The organism is Streptomyces sp. NPDC101191 (genome assembly GCF_044767915.1).
Lineage (GTDB): Bacteria > Actinomycetota > Actinomycetes > Streptomycetales > Streptomycetaceae > Streptomyces.
In genome coordinates, this window is sequence record NZ_JBIWOU010000009.1 from 84,416 (window position 1) to 102,400 (window position 17,985).

Below are 17,985 nucleotides of genomic sequence, written 5' to 3' on the forward strand. Positions count from 1 at the left end.
CCCCGGCGTCTACTCCTGGGCGGGGTCCGGCAGGGCCGACGCCCAGGCGAACGCGGGAGACACGGTTTCTGCCGGAGGCGGCGGCGCGCACGTGAAGCAGAACTGCGGCGGGACGCCGGGGTTCCATCCGACGAGGCCGACGCCGCACGTCGTGCACGCCCCGGTCGCCTCACAAATACGCCTCGCCTCGGCTTGGGCGACCTCGTAGAGGCGGAGCCTCTCGCGCTCGAGCGCATGCTGCATGGCGAGCGACACAGATGCGTCCCAGTACATGTCGTCGAACAGGTTGGGATCGCCGAAGCACGCGTCGAGGAGCACGGCCCGGACACGCTCGAAGGAGCCGCCCGCGACGGCGGCCTTGATGAGGAGATCGGCCTCAAGGCTTCCCCCGAGGCGCTCGGGGTCGTGTTCGAACTCGTCGCGTCGGCCGTGCCCCCAGTTCCGGGCCATGGAGACCAGGGCGTTGGTGTCGCACTCGGCAAGGTGGCGGGGGCAATGGGTAACAGCCCAGCAGTCCGGAGAGCCGTCACAACCCGGCTTCTGGCACAGCTCGTTGACCATGTCCTGGGTCAGGACGAGCTGGAAGCGGCGCCCGCGGCACACCACGATCGCCTGCGAGCCGGAATCCGCCGACTCCAGCGTGATCTGGGCGGTGGGACCATCCTGCGCGAGGGCCCCCGCCAGCTCCAGCACCGTCCCGTACGGCACAGCCGTGCCGATCAGGCCCGAGTCGAAGACGGCGGGCGCGTAGTGCTCGGGGAAGTCCCACTCCACGGACGCGGGGGGCAAAGTGGCGCACTCGGCGAGCAGTGCGGCGAGCCGGAAGGTCCGGCCGGCACGGGGCACGGCCAACTCGCGGGCGAGGCGGGCGTAGCGGCCGCCCGTGCTGCGCTGCACCTCGCGGATGGCAGCCTTACGCTTCCTGTCCTTGGTCACGACGGTCCTCCCACGGCATGCCCACGCCCATGCCGCAGCAGGGTCACAACGATAAGGAGAGGAGCCGCGCGAGTCTGAGACCCTTGTCCGCGTCCCGGGCGCGTGGGAACTTTCCCGGCCGGGAGTCTGGCAGGCGCGTGCTGCCGCAGGCAGCACAGTAGCGCATCACAGGGGCGGGCGGAGCGCCATGGCCCACGACCGAGTAAGAACCGTGTCACCAGCCACAAAGGGCGAATCAGCGGCGACCCCCTGAGGCAGAACGCCTGGATCGGCGCAGCGGAAAATAGCCCGACAGCCACGCCCCCGCTCCATACCATCAGGGGCATGACGGACGAAGAGGACCAGTACCTCCGTCAGTTGCTGGCCCTTCTGGACGGCACACGACGGTTTGACGCGTACACCCACGAGAACAAGGGCCAGTGGCAGGTTCAGCCCCGCAGCTCCCTAGCGGGCGACGACGCCAAGAGCCACCCGCACCAGGTGTCCCACAGCGCGTGGCACGCCCTGACCGTGGCCGTCGATCACCTCCAGTGCCTGCGGTCCTCCGTCCTCGCCGAGCGCAGCGCAACGCACGCTTCTACCGTCATCCACACCCACGCGCAGGCCTCGCTGGTGCGGGGTGTCTTCGAGAACTCGGCCCGTGCGGTGTGGCTGCTGGGGCCGGCGAACCGCCTTGAGCGTCTCACCCGGCGCCTGAGCCTCCAGGCGAAGGAAGTCGAGCACGGGCATCGGGTACGGGAGCTGGCCCAGTCGCCCGGCTTGAAGACGAAGGAGGAGCGCCTCCAGGTCCTTGAGGACCTCCTGGTTACAGCCGGGGCTTCCTCCGAGGACGCGCGGAAGGCGCTGAAGGCTCGCCCTTCGTACAAGCGGATCATCCGTGAAGCCGGCCCGGAAATACGTATGGGCGAGGACTTGGCCGAACTGGTGTGGAGCGCGTGCAGTTCCCTCGCGCATGGAGACAGCACCGGCACTCTGGCGTTCCTGGACCGGGAGATCCTCGAATCGGACGGCGCCGTTGTGCTGGCGCAGATCACAGGGTCCATCTCCCTGCTGTTCCACGTCACCCACTGTGCGGTGCGGATGGTCGAACGCGGATTGCGTCTGTATGAGCAGAGGGCCACAGCCCACGTGTAAGGAGACGCGCTCGGTGGCCGTGACGGTGGTGGGATCGCTCATGCACAACGTGCGCGGGACAACCTTCGTGGTGATCGACTTCGAAGCGCTCACCTCGGCGGGACGCCCGGCCGAACCCACCGAGGTTGCCGCCCTCGCCCTGGTCGTCCGCGACGGGCGCCTGGTCGAGGACGGCCGCTTCGAGTCCTTGATTCAGCCCCCGCCGGAGGTGCCAATCACGCCGCTGTACTAGGTCCGTACGCGCGTCGATCTCGCCGAGGCCGTTCCCGGGGTGTGGAAGGGCGAGCTCGCCCGGAGACGTACGTGGTGCGCCAGCACGCCGAGGGCCGGTTCGAGGTAGAGGTGGTCGGCCTCCGTGCCGCGATCGATGCCCTTCTCAGCACGCTGGACGAGGCACGCGTCGTCATCGGCGGCATGCCGGGGTGAGCGCCGCTCTGGCTGCTGTGGCCATCCTCCAGGTGAGACACCCCACCCCTGCCCAGGTCGTGCGGCTGGAGTGACCCCTGCCTGCACCAGGGCCGGCGCGGCCGCCGCGCAGAGGGCCGAGGGCAGGCGGGGCCGGAAGCAGGGAATGACGGAGGGGCCCGGCGCTCTTGCCGGACCCCTCCTCCTCGTAGCGGGGACAGGATTTGAACCTGCGACCTCTGGGTTATGAGCCCAGCGAGCTACCGAGCTGCTCCACCCCGCGTCGGTGGTACCACTCTAACAGCGGGCTGGGCCGGGAAGTGGCCAGGTGGTCGCACTTCCGGCCCAGTCAGTACGGCTGGTGTCTGCTCTGGCTGCCGCGCAGAGGTATGACGGGGCTCAGTTGCCCTTGGCGGCTTCCTTCAGCTTGGAGCCCGCGGAGACCTTCACGCTGTAGCCGGCGGGGATGTTGATCGGGTCACCGGTCTGCGGGTTGCGCGCCGTGCGGGCGGAGCGGTGGGTGCGCTCGAAGGCGAGGAAGCCGGGGATGGTGACCTTCTCGTCGCCCTTGGCGACGATCTCGCCGACGGTCTCGGCGAACGCGGCCAGAACGGCGTCGGCGTCCTTACGGGTCACCTCGGCGCGGTCGGCCAGCGCGGCCACCAGCTCACTGCGGTTCATGTTCATACTCCGTATCCGTGGATCATCCCGACCGCTCAGCGAACGGGACGCGACTGAGGTGATCCTCCCATCTGCCACTGACAGCCGTGGTGCTGGCACCGTCGAGCGCGTCGTCGACGTGAGTTCAACGGCCGCGACCGAGGGAAGGCAGGCGGCCGGGGATCCGCGAGTCTTGGCTGCGGTACGGCGTGGATCTGCGCGGCGGAGTCGGCGAGGATCTGAATGACGGCTCCCGTCGGGAACAGGGCCCCTGGGGTGCGTTCCCGGTCCCGTGTGGTGGCCCTGCCCTGGCGGGGCGACGACTGCGAGTCGGCTTCCTGCGGCCCATCAGATTCTCCTGGCGGTGGGGGCGTGATACGCAGGAGATGGACGCTAGGCGGCGCCGGACCGGACAGATGGACCTGGACCGGTCGCGCCCCGCCAGGAGGACGGCGTGCCCCGTCTCGCGGGACGGCCGGTGCAGGGCTCTCGCAGGGCACGGGGAGGGGCGAGGCCCAGTCAGGGCCGTTGCGGGATTCGCTTCCGGCGACCGGAGGCGAGCTGAGACGATGGGTGGTGCCGGGGCGGCCGTTGGGGGTTTGGATGGCCCCGTCGTGACGGATTGGGCGGTTGCCCCGGCAACTGGGCATCGGTGCCGGGCGTGTCATGTCGTGGTCAGGGCAGCTCGCGCCAGTTGTAGTCGATGTCGACGTCTTGCGATCCGTTTGAGCTCGGTGTGGGGTAGACCGTTGCGGAGCGCAGAGTTGTGGTGAGGATGCCCCTGCGCTGTGTGTTGGTCATCGAGCGCTGCCACTGATCCAAGGCGTGTTGGGGCGAGACGGGAACGTTCAGCTCCAGTTCGATCCCCTCGGCCGTGAGGATCTCCTGCGCGATGCCGAGCTTGCGGCACTCCTGGGCAGGGAAGGCGTGCGCGAGTGCCTTCCGTGCGATGCGGAGCTCCAGCTCCTCGGCGGAGAGTTCGGGCAGACACCCCGTGGCGCAGCTGTAGGAGGTCGGCCGGCCGCCGGCGGTCAGGAGCAGCCCGCACAGTCCGCAGGAGAGCAGATCGGTCAGTAGAGGGCCGTACCAGGGAGCGGGGCCTGACTGCGGGGCCATGAGGACGGGTACCGGTTGACTGCTTCGCGGCACGAAAGTGACCTGCCGCAGGTCTGGCCGCCCGCTGGGCACGGTAATCAGGCAGGCGGAGATCGGGTGCGCACCGATATCCGTGCGCCAGACGAATGCCTGACCGTCGGGGCAGTCCCTTGAAGAGGCCGCTGCGGTAAGCCCTAGCTTCGCGGCGTCCTTGCGGATGGCGAGCAATTCGGCGTTGCGCGGGGCTGCGGTGACGGCGTCGCGGAGGGCACCGGAAAAAACTCGGGCGACGTCGTCCCAGTTGGCGAGTCGTCTTCGCGCGGCGTCGTCGACCAGGATCCAGCGCATCAGATTCCAGCCTGGCAGGGCCGAGTCGGGCAGCAGCATGCGGGCGAAGCAGTTCGCCTCCACGGTGCGCCAGGCGCTGTCCAAGATGAGGGCCGGGATGTCGTAGCCGTGCAGCAGGCGCTGTAGGTACTTGTCGAGCGGAGCCCCGGCCATGGCCAGGCGTGCTCGGTGGCTGTCAGGGATGTGCAGGGCCTCGATGACTGCCTCGGCGGCTTCGGTACCCGGCCAGGCGGTGCCCTGCTCGAGCGCGAGGTACTGAGCTATGGAGATACCTGCCCGCTCGGCCACATGCGCGGGATCGAGAGCAGCTTTGGCCCGGTAGACCGCGACAACGTCCCCGAGGGTGGCGATCACCATGCTCAGCTCCTGACTTCGGCTAGCTCATCACCCTGGACGGGTGTTCCACCGGCGCTGTACTGACAGTGCTGCTGCCCCGTACGGTCACAGCGTAGGGAACGCTTGTATAACGAAGCCAGACCAGGTTTTGTCACATCCATGGCTGGCCGACGGCTTGTCCAGAGCCCATGAACAGACCGCGCACAGCTCCCTTGCAGGTCAGCGGCTTCCGACTTCCGGCCGTCCTGCTGGCCGCAGGCCGGGAGTGTGGGGTGCGCCCACCGCAACCTTGGCAACTCCGGCGCAGGATATCGAGGGGGCCTACGTCGCTGGAAGTCGGGTCTCAAGAAGTCGCTCGAGGTGCACGGCCGAGCAGCTCGCAGACGATCCCGTAGACCACGGTCGCGTCCTGGACAGTGCTGCCCCGGGCCATGAGTGCGCGGCGTACAGCGCTGCGCGCTCTGGGGTGGTCCGGGCTGATCAGAAAGGCCTCGGCCACGCTTGCTTCGAGTTCCCGCAGGTGCTCCATGTGACGCTGGGTGGGGTGCGCGGCCACCGTGACGGGGCCTCTCTTGATTTCCGTGACCGGGTTGGCATCTGGTGCCGTCGGCTCGGCCGGCGACAGCATCGCGGGAAGGCGGGGGCTGGCGTCGGCAGGCTCTGCAACTGGCCGGGGCTCGGCCAGGACCAAGACGGCAGAAAGGTCGAAGAGGCTCAAGGGCCCGAAACCGCGGCTCGACAAGCTCTTGAGGGCACCGCCCGCGTCCCCGGTTCGGGGCTGTGCGCGGGGCACGGCCATGTTGACGAAGTCGTCCGCGATCGCCTCGAGGGCTGCCCAGTAGGCAGCGGTCCGGAAGGGGGGTCTGCGCGACTGGGCGGCGGCCATACTCCCAACCTATCCGTCCGGGCCGAAGGTGGCGCCCGCCTGGGGTCAGTTGTATTCGCCGACGCGCGGGGCATGTTGACGGAGCCCGCGGTCGACGGCACCATGAGGGATGGCGTGGCCTACGCCGAACCTCCCGCGACCGTCCCCAGCACGGTCTCTCATCGGGGGCAAAGGGACTAGCCGTCTCAGGTCGCTGCCGCAGCCCGATCGCCTCGGGCGAGGTTGCTGGGGAACTGTCGCTCAAGGCGTGGAAGGCCGCGATGACAGCCCGCAGGAAGTTCAAGCGCCAGGTGCGCGCCCGTGCCGCCAAGACTGGCGAGTCCTACACGTCTGCTCTCCGGCACTTCCGTCCGACTCCAACTGGAGACGTCATGTCGGAAGCAAGGAATCCCAAGAGCGTGCGGCTCGCCGTCGCGCAGACGCCCGTTCGCGAGGATCCCCGAGATGTTGGTGCACTGCGCGAGAGCGGCCGTCAGGTGCGCACGCTGATGCGCGAGGCGAGCGCTCGGGGCGCGAGGATCGTGCACTTCCCGGAAGGCTCGATCTGCTTTCCCAACAAACTCGTCATGTCCGTCGACGGTCCGGCCGCGGTCGGGCCGGCGGACTGGGACCGGTGCCAGTGGCCGGCTCTTCAAGCGGAGCTGGCTGAGATCGGCGGCTTGGCACGGGAGTTGCGGCTGTGGACGGTGATCGCCTCGGCGCACCGCTTGACCCGGCCGAACCGTCCACACAACAGCCTGTATGTCCTCTCCGATCGCGGCGACGTAGTCACGCGTTACGACGAGCGCATGCTGTCGAACACGAAGGTGTCGTACATGTACTCACCGGGCACGTCGCCGGTGACCTTCAACGTCGACGGTGTGCGCTTCGGCTGCCTGCTCGGCATCGAGATCCACTACCCGGAGTTGTTCGCCGAGTACGAGAAGCTGGACGTCGACTGTGTCCTGTTCTCCACGACTGGGGTCTCCCCGGGCAACGCCGCTGTCCAAGCCCAAGGCCACGCTGCGGCCAACAGCTACTGGGTCAGCTTCTCGGTGCCGACGCAGCACAGCGTCACCGCTCCATCGGGAATCATCGCCCCCAACGGCGACTGGCTTGATCGGTGCCCTGCAGACGGATCGCCGTCAGTGGCGGTCGGAGACCTCAACGACGGCTCCGAGGCCGCCGCCGAATCAGTAACCTATGCACGTCCCTGGCGTCGAAGGGCGCGGTCGGGGGTGTACGCCGGGCACCAGGTAACCGATCTGCGCAGCGAAGATCGCACTGCAGCCTTCTAGGGCAGAAAGCTGAGGGGGTTCGCGGCAGAAGGTGGCTCCGTGCCGCGACCCCCTCGGCTCACGCCCGGAACGCTGGCGTTGGGGGCGTGGGTGATGCGCGGCGGGAGCACCATACGGAGGCAGAGTCGCCGTCGGCGGGGCTGAGAAGAGGCCGTCGGCGTTGCCGCGGCCGATCCACTGCGCCGCCGCACGCACGTCGCGTTTGGTCCTAGCCTGTCTGGGCCACCGCGCCTCGACGGTCGCTTCCCGGCCACGACCACAAGGCCTTCGGAGCGTCCTTGAGCGCCAAGAAGCAGGCAGCACGGTTCGGTTCATCCACCGAGACGTCGAAGAGGCGAGCGCGGCCGTCTCCCGCGTCACGTACTGCGAGATGCAGAACTCCCCGTTGCTTCTTGGCCAGTTGTTTCGCCAGGTGGGCCCTGCGCAGGAGCACGGAGGCCTCGAAGCCGTAGGGTGAGTCAGCGAGTGCGGTGTTCTGGGCGCCGGCCCTTTCAGGCACAGTGAGGTCGTCGAGAGCAGACTGCCAACCGCGCGGGAAGATACGGTCGAGAACCACCATCGCGCCGCCGCTCGCGTCCACCAGGTAAACAGCCTTTGCCTCTGCGCTCCACCGCAAGTGTGCAAGCCGGTGCTGGCCGCGGGGATCCGGGGTGCCGACCAGGGCACGTGCCCAACGGGGCAGGACTCGGCGGTCGACGCGGATCACCAGGCGGTCGGGGTGGGGACTGATGCTGAGGATGCCGAACAGGCCCGTGTCCGCGTTAACCTCATGTCGCCCGAATTCCTCAGCCAGGAGTTCGACGATCTGCACTTCCCACCGCTGCTGGGCCAGGGAAGGGTTCGGTACGGCACGCCCCGGGTGCGGGTTCGCCCAATGCCCCTGCTGACTCTGGGCGTATGTCTCGTTGGTCGCGAGCTGACGCAGACGGACCATCTCTCCCAATGCGGGATTGGTTGACGTCTCGCGCATGACGACTCCCTGTTGCACTGCCCGGTCAATGCACAAGAAGAGGAGAAAGGGGGGGCAGGCCAGCCTCTCGGTCACGCCTTCTCCACGTTGGCTTTTGCCTTCCCGATGTCGCGGCTTCCGGGGGGGGCGACATCCCAGCACGGCTGCGTGGACAACCGCCGAGAGGATACAACGTGCACCGCACCACTTCGACAGGATTCGGTGGATGTACGTACTCGTGTCGTACGGCACTCCCCCCGATTCACGTCCAGCTCAGCGCAGAACACTACGAGCCGTCTTCCCCGCCACCGGCGGACTGGTGTACCGGTATCGCGATGTCGAGGTACGGCGAGCGCGAGGATTCGGGCTCCCAAGCTGTCGCGAATCCACGGAGACTCTGTGATCAGTGCTCTGGGAGCAGGCCGGAGCGCCGCCTTCCGTGCATTGGATGCGCGGGGTACGCTCCACTAACCCAAGGTACGGCTGTACGAGAGTGGCCCGTCTCCCCCTGTTAAGGGCGGGGGGAGACGGGCCACTGCTCTATCAAGAGACAGGTCAGGAGGCGTTGATCCCGCCATCCTTCACTGCTGTGATGAACCCGATGAACGCCGCGGCCACGAACAGCAGAGCGGGACCTTCGGGGTTCTTCGAGTCACGGACGGCGATGCCGGAGTGGGTCTGCATCACATCAGCGCACTCGATGCACTGCCCTTCGCTGCCTCCGCTATAGGAGGACTTCTTCCAGACCGCACCCTCGAGCTCAGAGGCCATGAGAGCACGTCCGTTGTTGGTGGTCACTTACGCAGTCCTTCCAGGTACTCATTGAGAACATCCCGCGACTTGTCGACGGGAAGCGCGATTTCGGCGATGGCAGCGAACTCCTTCTCCAAGAAGCCCACTTGCTGTACGTCGTCGGTGTGGTTCCCGCCCATGGGGTTGTCGACGCTGGCCACCTTCGCCCAAGGGTGCTTGTAGGACAGAACGGTGATGGCGCCGTTCGACCCGTAGGTTGGATGAACAGTGAGGGGGATGAGCTGAAGCTCGACGTTCGACATCTCCGAGGCGTCGAGGAGCTTGCGAATCTGGTCCCGCATGATCGCAGGTCCCGACTCGAACTTGGCGTGTAGTGCTGATTCGGGCACGAGAGCGTGGATCCTGGCCGCCTTGCTGAGCACCGCCTGCCGCGCCAGCCTGATCGAAACCAGCATCTCGGCGTGTGCCGGAGAGACCGCGGTAGGCGCACGAGTGATCATTTCTCGCACGTACCCCGGAGATTGAAGCAGGCCGGGAACGATCACCGGATGCTGGATCTGGAGCGTCTCCGCCTCAGCTTCCAACTCGATGAAGTCGAGGTAGTTCTGACCGATGCGACCCGCGTAGGCCGCCCACCATCCTTCGCCGATGGGCTCCTCGGCGACCCTTGCGACCTCTTCCACGCCGGCCGGGTCCTCTACGGCCAACTTGCCGCAGAACTTCCGCACCTCATCGCCCGAGATCCGGTAGGTGCCCCTCTCGATCCGGCTGAGGCGAGTGGTGTCCCAGCCCATGAGCTTGGCGGCGTCGCCGGACTTCATGGTGCCGCGCCAGCGACGCAGCTGACCGCCAACTCTGCGCCGTTTGATAGTCGGCGTCGCTCGCTTCTGCGTCATGGACGCAGTTTGACACGTCGTCGACGTTCGTAGCTATGGGCACATGCGTGCGGTCATTTTGGCAATGCGGGTGACAGTATTGCGTACGGACCGCCAAAAGGAGCATGCTGAGAGTCCAGCGGGACGTGACTGTGCATCACCTCACGTTCGCCCGTTACGCATAGTTGCTACCGCTGGCCGTGCTGGTCGGGGCGCCATCCCGGCCGGAAGGGTCCACTGTCTGCGCTCCCCCCGTCGCAGGCAGCGGACCCTTCGCCCCCTCCGACGAAGCCGGGGACAGCAATGCGCCAGATCACCACCGCCCGACGCAAAGGGCACGAGTGGATGGACCGGGAGCGCGCCTTCCGTGAGGAACTTCATCCCGAAGAGGTCCGCATTGGGACAGACCCTCTCGTGCGGCTGTTGAGTGCCCGCACCAGCGCCCTCGACCACCGTCTGTCGCTGCTTCAAGAATCGGGCCGGGTGCCGCGGGTGTGCGTGTACGCGTTGGCTGTAGACGGGCAGGAACCGACGCACTCCCTCGCCGCGGCCCGTGACTTTGCCTTACAACAGAACTGGCAGGTCAGCGTCCACCATCACTTCACGGACCGTTTCGGTGCCACCGACCCGCTGACGCGGACGGGCTGGTCCCTGGTCCGCCATCAGATTCGTGCCGGGTACGCGGATGGGGTCGTAGCGCTCACCCACTCCGTAATCAGCCCTCATCTGGACGAGTACGCGCTTCAACTCGAACTGATCGAGCATCATCTGGGATTCGTCGCCCTCGTGACGGCCGAGACTGCGGGCGGTCAGCGGTGACCGCCCGCAGCATCCACCGAGAGCACGGCGGTTTACCCACGCCGCGTACAGGAGGAACGGGCGCTGTCCATCCGGCCGTGGCGTTATCCGTGATCGGGGCGCTCATCGGCGTTGGCCCAGTAGTCCTCCAGCATTTCGCTTACCCACTTCGGTGCGTGGACCGGTCCGCGGGGGCCCATGGGCGGGAACCATCCCGCGAAGTCGAAGACCGGGGTGCCGTCGACCGCGTCGAGGTCGGTGACGTACAAGTCATGGCCGGCAATGCGCAGGAGTTGCGGCTGGGAGATGGCCAGGCGGTTCGGCCGGCGGTGGTTGCGGTGCGCGAAAGTGCCGCTCGGCTCCCACTGGGGGTTGTTCCGCGGGCTGCGCGCGTGCAGGGCAACGTCGTCGGGCGAACCCTTGTGAAAGTGCCAGAGCACCTGGAGATGGCTAAACTCATCGAGCCCCATGAGGGTCTCGGCCGGGTAGTCCGGGTGAAGCCGGATGATCGACTCCACGCCGCCCTGGTAGTCGTCCGCCGGCTGGGTGTGGCCTCCTACCACCGTCGCGACGGACACGATCTCCAAGGTCACGGACATGCCACTACTCCCTCTTGTCGGAACTGGAGGAGCACCCCGCGGTCCCTTGCTCCGGCGTTTGTCGTCTTATCCCGGTCAGCCTACGTCGTGGAGAGTCGCCCGTGCGCGTTCGTCGAGCGCGGTTGCCGGGCTCCCGCCGCGGCCCTTGACCGGCGAGAGCGCGCGACGCATCTGGATCACGGCCTCTCGTGCTCGGCCGGACTGAACGCCGCTCATCGCGTCCAGAGCCTGCGACCATGTGGCACATGCCGCTTCGAGGTGTCCTTGCTGGACCTGGACGGCGCCCAAGTAGCTGAGGGTTACCGAGTGCGTGCGGGCGTGCGATTGGCTGCGGCGGGTGCGGACGCTGCGTTTGAACTCGGCCTCGGCGGCCTTGAGGTCGCCGAGGTCTCGGAGGGTGCACGCGGTTTCGTGGGCGAGGGCGGCCTCGGTGAAGAAGGAGACACGTCCGGGCTCTCCGGTCGCCGGGGAGCCGGCGTCGGTGAGGTCGTCTTCGGCACGGCGCAGCGCAACCAGGGCTTCTTGCTTGCGTCCATCGGCGGCGAGGGCGCGGGCGTGGACAACGCCGAGCAGTGCCTTCTCCCTGGGGGAGGCCTGGGAGTACCGGCGTTGTTCGAGGGAGCCTTGGGCGTACTCCATTGCCAGGCCGGGGTGTCCGAGGTCAACGGCCTGGTGAGCTGCGGCGCGCAGGATGTGGCCGGCGAGCGGGGCGTCGTCGGCTTCCGCCGCGATGTGGAAGGCCGTCATGAAGTTCTGGCGCGCGAGGACGTGCTCCGAGGAATCGAAGGCCATCCATCCGGCCAGGTACTGGAGCTCACCGGCGACGGAGGTCAGCTCGCGACGCACCTGTTCAGACAGGGTGTGGCTGGCGAGGCACTCGGCTACGTCGGTGTGGAGGAAGGCGACCAGGGCGCTGCGGCCAGCGCGGCCGCCGCGACGCTGGTCTCGGCGGCTGAAGAAGGCCGCCATCTCACGGAGGCTCTCTACGTCGTCCATGGTGACCGTGCGCTTGGTGAGGGCGGCCCTGGATCGGGCCCGCTCCAGTGTCTGGTCCCACCACGATTCCGCGGGAAGAGCCAGGCCGACCGTGGCGTAGGCCGCGTTCGCCAATACCTGTCGGCGTTCCACGTTCATTTCGATGCTCCCGAGCTCGGCCAGTGCCGTCAACGTGTCGACGTCCCACTCAGGGGTGTTGGGCGAGGTCAACTCCATGGGAGCAAGTCCGATTTCAGATGGAGTGACGCGGCGCCCGAGTCCCCGCGAGAGCGTCTCGCACAAGATAGAGGGAGTTCGGCCGCTGGGCTGGACGCCGCGGACCCACTGGGACACGTGCGAGCGTGTGATGAGGGACAGCTCCGGGATGGAGTGCTCGGCCGCAACCACGCGCATGCGCGCCGCCAACTGATCCTGCGACCAGCCAAGTTCCTGAATGACGGCTCTCAGATGGGTGTTAGGTGTGCGCACGGTGCGTGCCATGATGCGCCCCCTCCCTCCGGAATGATCTTTAGCGGTGTTAGCGGCATCCGTGCCTCGCCCGGCATAGCCGCTAGCGGCGATCCAAGGTTCGCTCTACGTAACGGTATCGGCCAACCCCTGTCTCATGTCGCGGAGTTCGGCCAGCTCAGCTGTACACAGCCCACATTTCAGCGCCGTTTGCTCAGCGCCAGAGTTCCAGGAGGACGTGATGAGGACGAGGTCTTGGCCGCCGACCACGCGTGACGGGGCCTCGCTCGCGCACGCCTACGTCGACGTGCTGCGCTGGCCGCTGCTGATCGACGGTGCCCCCGTGACGCCCGAGCAAGCCGAGGAACTCATGGAACGCACCCCGAGCGCCGTCGTACAGACGCGAAGCGAGGGCTTCGACACCGTTTCCGTGCCGCGGGCCCTGGGCTCAGACGTTCTACTGAACGTCGACCGCGGCCGCGTCACGTTCCCGAGCCTTCGGGTCGGGAACGACGTAGTGACCCTCTTGGTCGAAGCAGGAACCGGCGCATGCCTCGCGGATATCGCCGAGGCCCGGATCGGAACCGGTGCGCTGGTGCCGCTTCCGCTGCCGCCGACGCCGGGGCTGCGGTGGGATACCCCGCCCTGGGACATCTACGCCGACAGCCCTACGGCGCTGAAACTGCCGCATGCCCAAGACCTTCGAAAGAGCCTCGCCACAGCGTTGCGAACTCACCGAGGCCATTCCTGACGGCCCTTCCTCGTCCACTCCACCCTTCCCGTCGCATTGGAGGTCCTCATGCCGCTCCCCCAGACAGGCACCGCCATCCCAGGTGCGCGGCAGGGTCGTCGAGGCGGCTTGGCGACAGGAGGTCGCGTACTGGTGGGCAGCCAACATCTCGTCAACCGCCAAGCGCCTGTGCACGCACCTGGCCTGTGCCTTGAGCAACCGGGGATCACGGCCCCGCGCCCATCGGCGCTCATCTCACCGACGGGTCTCGAAGCACTCGCTCTGTTGGCCCGCGGAGCGGACGAGCGCGTCCTACGCAACCGAGGTGTGTACCTCACCTGCGGAGACGCCCGCCGGGAAGTCGCGGCACTTGGGCGAACCCTCGCCGACGGGGAACCGGTCCGCTGGACTCGGATCGTGCACCTCGCGGTGGAAAACGGTCTCGTTCCCGTGAACCGCACCGCCCACGTCGATCTGCCTCCGTGGCAGCTGGACCTGCTGCGCGCCTGGGCCAGCGGCTTGTCGCTCCCTCATTACGAGTACGAAGCGAGCCTGACCCAGATGGAGGCGAAGGAACTCGCACAACTCCTGTGCCATCGTCTCAAGGCCTGTTCGGATCAGCACGCCGTGCTCCGCGGGCATGAGACGGGGAACCTCACCGTCGGCGAGCCGCTCACCGTAATCTTCCACGGCGGTGAGGGGCCGGCATGAACCACTCCTCGCTCCCTGCCCTGAGCGTAGGGCGATCCACGTCGACGGTGTCGCCTCCTGCGTGCCGGCCCGGAGTGATCCCTGTGATCACGGCCTGGAGCAACGAGCAGCCCGTGAAGTCTGCGCTGATCGCCCGGGTCCGGCTGGGCCTCACGTACAAGGATGAGGTCAGCGCGGACCGGGACGACGACTATGCCCTGTGGCCTCGGATGAGGGTCGTTCCGGGCCCCCGTCGACCGGAGTTCATCCGGGTTCATCCGCTGCGCCAGTGCGAGCTGATGAGAGAGATGCTGTGCCAGGTCTGCGGCAAAGAGGCCGCGCACGACGCGCGCGGCTGGCTGTTTCTTCTCCCCAATGCCCGTGCGGACTGGCCCGGCTGGCCAGAGGCGATGGCCAACCGTCACCCGCCTGTATGCGAGGAGTGCGTCGAACTCATTGCAGCGCTCTGTCCTCACCTGATCGGGGGTCTCGCTGTGCGCGTCAAACGGCCCGTGCTGTACGGGGTGTACGGGACCGAGTACCGGCTCTCCCCGAACGGTCTGGCCGCCATCGGCCCGAAGACAGTGAGCTACGAAGACCCCGCGGTGGCCTGGGTCCTCGCCGCCCAGATGGTCCGGGTCCTGAATGGCTGTTCCATCGACGAGCCGTTGACCGCGCATCTCGCTCGGAGGGTCATGCAGTGAGGAGCTCCAGCCAGTGCCGACGTCCCCGGAATCCGCACCCCGCTGGTTCCGCCATACGTACTACGAGGAACACACTGCTCCGCTTGATCACTACCGCAGCCCAGTGTGGCGAGGCAACGTGGGCACAGTTGGCACACCTTCAGGACCGCGTGAGCGTCCTGAACGGCCACGACCAGCAGTACGGAACCCAGTTCCTCAATGCATGGCCATTTGAGCCCGAGCTCTACCCGGTTGCCACCCTCGAGTCCCAGGTACCACGTCGCATCGTCGTCCGTCTTGCCCCCACGCCCAGCCCACAGGCCTCGCTCCGGCCCCGAACTTGAGACTTGGTCCATGTCCCCCAGACTCACGAGCTACCTGCGCATCGGCGTCCTGGTCCTAGCCCCTTTGACCGTCATCATCGCTGCCGAACTGCCGCGCTGAGCAGACCGCGACTCCACCATAGCGAGAAGAAACCATGCCGAACGCCGAAGTCGACGCGCCCCTCGACGACACCGCCAACCAGGAACGCCAGGCCGCCCTCCGCACTCTGGGGACAGCGTTCCGGGACAGCGGCGTCCTCGCCATGCCCAAGGCCGGGATGCCCCCCGGCTCGGCCGCTGTGATCGTCACCATCCCCCTGGACGAGCCGGAAGTGCAGCGGTTCCTGATCGGCCGAGGGCTCCCGTCTCCCGACGCGGCGGCACCGCTTCGGCTTGTGCTGAAGAAGCATGGCATCAACGCCCGAGTCGAGGTCGTCGAGTTCGGTCCGGGGACGGCACTCAAAGTAGAACTCGCCACCGGTGACGACGCGGTGCGCCTCGCTGCCCTCGTGATCGACCGCCGCTCTGACGCCCACTCCGCCGCTCTGCGGCTGAAGGCTGCCTTCAGCGGAATAGGCATCAGCAAAGCGCACATCTTCGTTGCCGACGGCGCCGTTCTCGTCGGTGACATCGATATCCAGGAGGCCCTCGCCCTCTACGCCGTCCTCGACGGCGGTCACAGCGAAGAGCTCGACGAGCTCGACCTGGACGATCGCTGGGATCCAGACTGCTGGCGCGATGTGGAGACGCTGGCAAAACTCCTGGGGCCCGTCGTGAGTAAGGCCTCTGGCGGCTTTCTCGCGAGCACACCCAATCCGGCATGCCAGGGGTGTATCTCCAGTCGGCCGCACCGCATCACCCTCGGCAGTGCCTCCCCCGAGCAGGCACTGCTTCTGGCCGACGCCATTGCCGGATCCACCGCTCCCGGGGCGACCTCGAGCGCCGGCACGCCGGCCGTCTGACCGCTTCACCCGGCAGCGGAACGGATCCGCTTCCCCTTTCCCCACCCGCATATGAGCCCTGTGCTGCCCTGCCGGATACCGCGGGTAGCACCCTGAAGAGACGGATGTTCATGCCCGTGCGCATCGAGGACTACGCACTCATCGGAGACATGCAGACCGCCGCCTTGGTCTGCCGGGACGGCACGGTGGACTGGCTGTGCCTGCCCCGCTTCGACTCGCATGCCATCTTCGCCGGCCTTCTGGGCACCGAGGAACACGGCTTCTGGCGGCTCGGCCCCGCGCACGCGGCCGACGCCGAACCCCCCACCGCCGCCCGGCGCACCTACCGCGGCGGCTCCCTGATCCTGGAGTCCGAGTGGGACACCCCACGCGGCACGGTCCGGGTGACCGACTTCATGCCCCCGCGTGACGGCGCCCCCCAGCTCATCCGGATCGTGGAGGGCGTCGCGGGCCGCGTCCCTATGCGCTCGGCCCTGCGGATGCGTTTCTCCTACGGCCGGGTCGTGCCCTGGGTCCACAAGCACGAGGGCCGCACGGTCGCCGTGGCGGGCCCGGACTCGGTGTGGTTCGACACCGACTGCGAGACGTACGGCAAGGCCCTGACGACGTACTCGGACTTCACGGTCGCCCCGGGTGACCGGATCGCGTTCACCATCTCCTGGGAGCCCTCGCACAAGCAGCCGCCGCCGCTGCCGGAGCCCGAGCAGTCGCTGAAGGCGACCGAGGACTTCTGGCGCGAGTGGGTCGAGCACTGTACGTACCACGGCCCCTACCGCGAGGCCGTCATCCGTTCGCTGATCACCCTCAAGGCGCTGACGTACGCCCCCACGGGCGGCATCGTGGCGGCCCCGACGACCTCCCTGCCGGAGGACATCGGCGGCGTCCGCAACTGGGACTACCGCTACACCTGGCTGCGGGACGCGGCCATCACCCTTTCCTCACTGCTGCGCACGGGCTACCGCGAGGAGGCCCGCGCCTGGCGCGAGTGGCTGCTGCGGGCCGTCGCCGGCGACCCGGAGAACCTGCAGATCATGTACGGCATCGCGGGAGAGCGCGAACTGGGCGAGGCCGAGTTGGACTGGCTGCCCGGCTACGAGAACTCCGCCCCGGTCCGAGTCGGCAACGGCGCCGCGCACCAGCTCCAGCTCGACGTGTACGGCGAGGTCACCGAGACCCTTCACATCGCCCGTACGACCAACCTCGCCCGCAACGACTACGCCTCCGCGCTCCAACTGCGGCTCATCGAGCACTTAGAGCAGCACTGGCTGGAGCCCGACGAGGGGATCTGGGAAGTCCGTGGTCCGCGCCGTCACTTCGTCCACTCCAAGGTCATGGCGTGGGCAGCCGTCGACCGCACGATCAAGCTCATCGAGTCAGGCGAGACAGACGGACCCGTGGACCGCTGGCGGGATCTGCGGGACACCATCCACCGCGACGTGTGCGACAAGGGCTACGACAAGGAACGCAACACCTTCACGCAGTCCTACGGTTCCCGCGAGCTCGACGCGTCGCTGCTGCTCATCCCGCAGATAGGCTTTCTGCCGCCCGACGACAAGCGCGTCATCGGCACCATCGAGGCGATCCAGCGCGAGCTGTCCACCCCGGACGGCTTCATCCTGCGCTACCCAACTGCCGGTTCCGGCGCGGGCGTCGACGGGCTGAAGGGCGACGAGGGTGCCTTCCTCGCGTGTTCCTTCTGGTTCGCCGACGCACTCGCCATGATCGGTCGCCTCGACGAGGCCCGTGCCCTCTTCGAGAAGCTCCTCGGGCTGAGGAACGACCTCGGCCTGCTTGCCGAGGAGTGGGATTCCCGGCGGCAGCGTCAAGTCGGCAACTTCCCACAGGCGTTCAGCCATGTGGCGCTCGTTGACACGGCCCTCAAGGTCGGGGCGCTGGATTCCCATGGCGGGGAGTTGTGTGTGGGATCCCGTTCCCCGTGTCGGATTCCGCGGGGGGATGTCGTAGCCGTGTCGGATACGACAGGTGAGCGGGATTCATGCCTCTAACTCAAGCGGTTCCACTCTTCGTGTACCAGGCCGTCCCGGTCGTCATCAACTCAGACGACCGGGGCATGCCAGCAGCGTTCGGCGGCCGATCAAGCCG

General features: G+C 67.5%; 18 protein-coding genes, 1 tRNA gene and 1 pseudogene. 10 read left to right on the top strand and 10 right to left on the bottom strand.

Going from position 1 to position 17,985, the window contains the following annotated elements:
- Nucleotides 1-9 precede the first annotated feature (9 nt).
- Nucleotides 10-936 (bottom strand): hypothetical protein, encoded by a 927-nt coding sequence (locus ACIRQF_RS30455; protein ID WP_404096902.1) that lies wholly within the window; start codon nucleotides 934-936, stop codon nucleotides 10-12.
- A gap of 324 nt (nucleotides 937-1,260) precedes the next feature.
- Between ACIRQF_RS30455 and ACIRQF_RS30460 the strand changes: the two genes are divergently transcribed.
- The 3 genes from ACIRQF_RS30460 to ACIRQF_RS30470 all read left to right on the top strand — a co-directional run bounded on the left by ACIRQF_RS30460 (nucleotide 1,261) and on the right by ACIRQF_RS30470 (nucleotide 2,496).
- Nucleotides 1,261-2,070: a hypothetical protein gene (locus ACIRQF_RS30460; RefSeq protein WP_404096905.1), complete on the top strand. Its 810-nt coding sequence runs from the start codon at nucleotides 1,261-1,263 to the stop codon at nucleotides 2,068-2,070.
- A 13-nt stretch (nucleotides 2,071-2,083) separates the two neighbouring features.
- Nucleotides 2,084-2,302 carry a hypothetical protein gene (locus ACIRQF_RS30465; RefSeq protein WP_404096908.1) on the top strand — a complete coding sequence of 73 codons (219 nt, stop codon included), beginning with the start codon at nucleotides 2,084-2,086 and terminating at the stop codon, nucleotides 2,300-2,302.
- Nucleotides 2,303-2,373: 71 nt separating this feature from the next.
- A complete protein-coding gene (locus ACIRQF_RS30470; RefSeq protein ID WP_404096911.1) occupies nucleotides 2,374-2,496 on the top strand; it encodes a hypothetical protein in 123 nt (40 codons plus the stop codon).
- Nucleotides 2,497-2,684: 188 nt separating this feature from the next.
- On the opposite strand, the gene ACIRQF_RS30475 is transcribed toward ACIRQF_RS30470, so the two are convergent.
- The 4 genes from ACIRQF_RS30475 to ACIRQF_RS30490 all read right to left on the bottom strand — a co-directional run bounded on the left by ACIRQF_RS30475 (nucleotide 2,685) and on the right by ACIRQF_RS30490 (nucleotide 5,800).
- Nucleotides 2,685-2,758 (bottom strand) — tRNA-Met (locus tag ACIRQF_RS30475).
- A 116-nt stretch (nucleotides 2,759-2,874) separates the two neighbouring features.
- Nucleotides 2,875-3,156, bottom strand: coding sequence for an HU family DNA-binding protein (locus tag ACIRQF_RS30480; protein ID WP_404096914.1), 282 nt, complete (start codon nucleotides 3,154-3,156; stop codon nucleotides 2,875-2,877).
- A 654-nt stretch (nucleotides 3,157-3,810) separates the two neighbouring features.
- Entirely contained in the window at nucleotides 3,811-4,935 is a 1,125-nt protein-coding gene (locus ACIRQF_RS30485; RefSeq protein ID WP_404096917.1) for a helix-turn-helix domain-containing protein, read from the bottom strand.
- A 322-nt stretch (nucleotides 4,936-5,257) separates the two neighbouring features.
- Nucleotides 5,258-5,800 (bottom strand): hypothetical protein, encoded by a 543-nt coding sequence (locus tag ACIRQF_RS30490; RefSeq protein ID WP_404096920.1) that lies wholly within the window; start codon nucleotides 5,798-5,800, stop codon nucleotides 5,258-5,260.
- 371 nt (nucleotides 5,801-6,171) lie between these two features.
- On the opposite strand from ACIRQF_RS30490, the gene ACIRQF_RS30495 reads away from it, so the two are divergent.
- Nucleotides 6,172-7,077 (top strand): carbon-nitrogen hydrolase family protein, encoded by a 906-nt coding sequence (locus ACIRQF_RS30495; protein WP_404096923.1) that lies wholly within the window; start codon nucleotides 6,172-6,174, stop codon nucleotides 7,075-7,077.
- A gap of 208 nt (nucleotides 7,078-7,285) precedes the next feature.
- Here ACIRQF_RS30495 and ACIRQF_RS30500 read toward each other — a convergent pair whose 3' ends face one another.
- From ACIRQF_RS30500 to ACIRQF_RS30510, 3 genes are all read right to left on the bottom strand, one after another.
- The gene (locus ACIRQF_RS30500) at nucleotides 7,286-8,047 is read right to left on the bottom strand and encodes a hypothetical protein (RefSeq protein ID WP_404096926.1); all 762 of its coding nucleotides are present in this window, start codon (nucleotides 8,045-8,047) and stop codon (nucleotides 7,286-7,288) included.
- A 534-nt stretch (nucleotides 8,048-8,581) separates the two neighbouring features.
- Entirely contained in the window at nucleotides 8,582-8,824 is a 243-nt protein-coding gene (locus ACIRQF_RS30505; RefSeq protein WP_404096929.1) for a DUF397 domain-containing protein, read from the bottom strand.
- A complete protein-coding gene (locus ACIRQF_RS30510; protein ID WP_404096932.1) occupies nucleotides 8,821-9,675 on the bottom strand; it encodes a helix-turn-helix domain-containing protein in 855 nt (284 codons plus the stop codon). The genes ACIRQF_RS30505 and ACIRQF_RS30510 overlap by 4 nt, the downstream gene beginning before the upstream one ends.
- 282 nt (nucleotides 9,676-9,957) lie before the next feature.
- Between ACIRQF_RS30510 and ACIRQF_RS30515 the strand changes: the two genes are divergently transcribed.
- Nucleotides 9,958-10,473 carry a hypothetical protein gene (locus ACIRQF_RS30515; protein ID WP_404096935.1) on the top strand — a complete coding sequence of 172 codons (516 nt, stop codon included), beginning with the start codon at nucleotides 9,958-9,960 and terminating at the stop codon, nucleotides 10,471-10,473.
- Between the two features lie 83 nt (nucleotides 10,474-10,556).
- Here ACIRQF_RS30515 and ACIRQF_RS30520 read toward each other — a convergent pair whose 3' ends face one another.
- Both ACIRQF_RS30520 and ACIRQF_RS30525 read right to left on the bottom strand, forming a co-directional pair.
- Nucleotides 10,557-11,051 (bottom strand): SAM-dependent methyltransferase, encoded by a 495-nt coding sequence (locus ACIRQF_RS30520; protein ID WP_404096938.1) that lies wholly within the window; start codon nucleotides 11,049-11,051, stop codon nucleotides 10,557-10,559.
- A gap of 75 nt (nucleotides 11,052-11,126) precedes the next feature.
- Complete coding sequence (locus ACIRQF_RS30525) at nucleotides 11,127-12,527, bottom strand: Tat pathway signal protein (RefSeq protein ID WP_404096941.1); 1,401 nt, start codon at nucleotides 12,525-12,527, stop codon at nucleotides 11,127-11,129.
- A 208-nt stretch (nucleotides 12,528-12,735) separates the two neighbouring features.
- Between ACIRQF_RS30525 and ACIRQF_RS30530 the strand changes: the two genes are divergently transcribed.
- The 5 genes and pseudogenes from ACIRQF_RS30530 to ACIRQF_RS30550 all read left to right on the top strand — a co-directional run.
- The gene (locus ACIRQF_RS30530; protein WP_404096944.1) at nucleotides 12,736-13,245 is read left to right on the top strand and encodes a hypothetical protein; all 510 of its coding nucleotides are present in this window, start codon (nucleotides 12,736-12,738) and stop codon (nucleotides 13,243-13,245) included.
- Nucleotides 13,246-13,641: 396 nt separating this feature from the next.
- Nucleotides 13,642-13,935, top strand: a complete 294-nt coding sequence (locus ACIRQF_RS30535; protein ID WP_404096947.1) for a hypothetical protein — start codon at nucleotides 13,642-13,644, stop codon at nucleotides 13,933-13,935.
- 113 nt (nucleotides 13,936-14,048) lie between these two features.
- Nucleotides 14,049-14,618, top strand: a complete 570-nt coding sequence (locus tag ACIRQF_RS30540; protein ID WP_404096950.1) for a hypothetical protein — start codon at nucleotides 14,049-14,051, stop codon at nucleotides 14,616-14,618.
- Between the two features lie 457 nt (nucleotides 14,619-15,075).
- Nucleotides 15,076-15,882 (top strand): hypothetical protein, encoded by an 807-nt coding sequence (locus ACIRQF_RS30545; protein ID WP_404096953.1) that lies wholly within the window; start codon nucleotides 15,076-15,078, stop codon nucleotides 15,880-15,882.
- Nucleotides 15,883-15,992: 110 nt separating this feature from the next.
- Nucleotides 15,993-17,792: pseudogene (locus tag ACIRQF_RS30550) on the top strand (glycoside hydrolase family 15 protein); the annotation flags it as partial.
- Nucleotides 17,793-17,985 lie beyond the last annotated feature (193 nt).

Bases quoted from the DNA above. Each gene is read 5' to 3' on its own strand.
- ACIRQF_RS30525 (WP_404096941.1), bottom strand. From the start codon at position 12,527: ATGGCACGCACCGTGCGCACACCTAACACCCATCTGAGAGCCGTCATT.
- ACIRQF_RS30480 (WP_404096914.1), bottom strand. From the start codon at position 3,156: ATGAACCGCAGTGAGCTGGTGGCCGCGCTGGCCGACCGCGCCGAGGTG.
- ACIRQF_RS30485 (WP_404096917.1), bottom strand. From the start codon at position 4,935: ATGGTGATCGCCACCCTCGGGGACGTTGTCGCGGTCTACCGGGCCAAA.
- ACIRQF_RS30495 (WP_404096923.1), top strand. From the start codon at position 6,172: ATGTCGGAAGCAAGGAATCCCAAGAGCGTGCGGCTCGCCGTCGCGCAG.
- ACIRQF_RS30515 (WP_404096935.1), top strand. From the start codon at position 9,958: ATGCGCCAGATCACCACCGCCCGACGCAAAGGGCACGAGTGGATGGAC.
- ACIRQF_RS30545 (WP_404096953.1), top strand. From the start codon at position 15,076: ATGCCGAACGCCGAAGTCGACGCGCCCCTCGACGACACCGCCAACCAG.
- ACIRQF_RS30520 (WP_404096938.1), bottom strand. From the start codon at position 11,051: ATGTCCGTGACCTTGGAGATCGTGTCCGTCGCGACGGTGGTAGGAGGC.
- ACIRQF_RS30530 (WP_404096944.1), top strand. From the start codon at position 12,736: ATGAGGACGAGGTCTTGGCCGCCGACCACGCGTGACGGGGCCTCGCTC.
- ACIRQF_RS30490 (WP_404096920.1), bottom strand. From the start codon at position 5,800: ATGGCCGCCGCCCAGTCGCGCAGACCCCCCTTCCGGACCGCTGCCTAC.
- ACIRQF_RS30510 (WP_404096932.1), bottom strand. From the start codon at position 9,675: ATGACGCAGAAGCGAGCGACGCCGACTATCAAACGGCGCAGAGTTGGC.
- ACIRQF_RS30500 (WP_404096926.1), bottom strand. From the start codon at position 8,047: ATGCGCGAGACGTCAACCAATCCCGCATTGGGAGAGATGGTCCGTCTG.
- ACIRQF_RS30460 (WP_404096905.1), top strand. From the start codon at position 1,261: ATGACGGACGAAGAGGACCAGTACCTCCGTCAGTTGCTGGCCCTTCTG.